2 protein-coding genes are annotated in these 1612 nt (G+C 59.3%); one reads left to right on the top strand and one right to left on the bottom strand.

All coding sequences use genetic code 11. The features are described 5' to 3' along the window. Nucleotides 1-381 precede the first annotated feature (381 nt). The gene (locus tag ABX749_RS32225) at nucleotides 382-1101 is read left to right on the top strand and encodes a type 1 glutamine amidotransferase (protein WP_372899648.1); all 720 of its coding nucleotides are present in this window, start codon (nucleotides 382-384) and stop codon (nucleotides 1099-1101) included. 24 nt (nucleotides 1102-1125) lie between these two features. Here the strand turns inward: ABX749_RS32225 and ABX749_RS32220 are convergent. Continuing rightward, nucleotides 1126-1612, bottom strand: a 487-nt coding sequence (locus tag ABX749_RS32220) for an amidohydrolase family protein (RefSeq protein WP_372899647.1), incomplete at its 5' end; no start/stop codon positions are given.

The raw sequence follows: 1612 nt of genomic DNA, 5'->3' as shown, positions 1-1612 counted from the left end.
GGTGGTCAGGGACCAGGCATTGATTGTCGCGGTCGCCGGCGGGTCGGGGTGCGGACCGACTTGAGCACAACCGACCAAAGACAACAAGCAACAGGCCGATAGCGACATCTTGCGATGTCTAATGGCATCCGTGCGCACCGCTCAACTCCCAAATGAGAAATGATCAACGGGCTTCCCTGCCAAGCTGATCCAAAGCACATCCGATCGACATGCAATACGATCGTTTTATCGGAGCGATTGTCGCGATGCTCCGTCTTGTAGTGGGGCTGAGCCTCAAAAGCACGGCTCTCGTGCCGGGCAATCCGTGCAACCGGTAGAGATTGACAGGGTGTGATAAACTCTCTTCCGAACAGTGATCTACCGCAGGAGAGAATGCGTTTGATGGACAGGTTTCTATTGCTGCAGATCCGCAATGCGGACGACCTGATGCGCGATCAAGAGATCGGGTGTTTCGCCAGGGCGTTGAACTGCGACCGATCTCAAATCGGGGTTCACGATTTGCTGGCCGGCGCGCCGACGATTCGAGAACTCGATGCCGTCGATGTTGTTCTGTTGGGGGGCAGCGGTGACTACTCGGTCGCCGAGGGCGGAGACTGGCTGCCGCCGGCACTGCTGGCGATGTGGGAGCTGTATGAATTGGGCAAGCCGACGTTCGCGTCCTGCTGGGGATTCCAGGCGATGGCCAAGGCGCTCGGCGGTGAAGTCGTGACCGACGCCTCGCGGGCAGAACTGGGGTCGATCGAAGTTCAATTGACCCAGGCCGGACGTGACGATCCACTGTTCGGGCCATTGGGCGACCGCTTTCTCGCCCCGATGGGACACCAGGACTGCGTCGTCCGATTGCCCCCGCAAGCCGTCTTGTTGGCGCGGAGTGAAACGAACCAAAACCAGGCCTTTCGAGTCAAGGATCGGCCCATCTACGGGACTCAATTTCATCCCGAATTGGACCGCGTCGCCTTCATTGAACGGATCCACGCCTACCCGGCCTACGTCGAATCGATCACCGGAGACTCGCTGGAAGTGTTCGAGGCAAGCGTGCAAGACACGCCCGCGACCGACCAATTACTCAGCCGGTTCATGCAATGCTTGCGCGAATCGTAGGGTAGGCCGCGGTCACAGCGTGACCTACCTGCCGCGATGACAACTGCAACCGACCGATTCGGATGCCGTCGCCAACACGCCCGCACCGGCGTTGGCTTCCCAAAAGAACTCCGCCCGGGGCGCGTTGTCTCCGATGCGATTCATCCGATCGGCTTCGAACAGGTTGCCGTTGGCGATCACGAATTGGATCTTTTCCGAGTCACGAATCTGCTTGGTCGGATCGGCGCCCCGGCGGATCACGATCAGGTCCGCCAACTTGCCCACTTCGATCGATCCCAGATCGTCATCCAGCCCCAAGTACTTCGCTCCGTTGATCGTTCCACAAGTGAGCGCCTGCATCGGAGTCATTCCTCCCTGCACAAAACTCCACATTTCCCAGTGCGTGCAGATTCCCGGAAGCTGACCATGACCGCCGGTTTGAACCAGCCCGCCCTGCTCGACCACTTGCCTGGCGATTTCGGCGACCTTGATGTGGTTGTAATCTTCCAACGGTGATTTTTCGCGGCGGCGG

Origin of the sequence: Stieleria sp. (assembly GCF_041595215.1) — a bacterium.
GTDB lineage: Bacteria > Planctomycetota > Planctomycetia > Pirellulales > Pirellulaceae > Stieleria > Stieleria magnilauensis.
The sequence above is the reverse complement of the archived record's forward strand: the minus strand, read 5'-3'. Positions and strand labels throughout refer to the sequence as shown.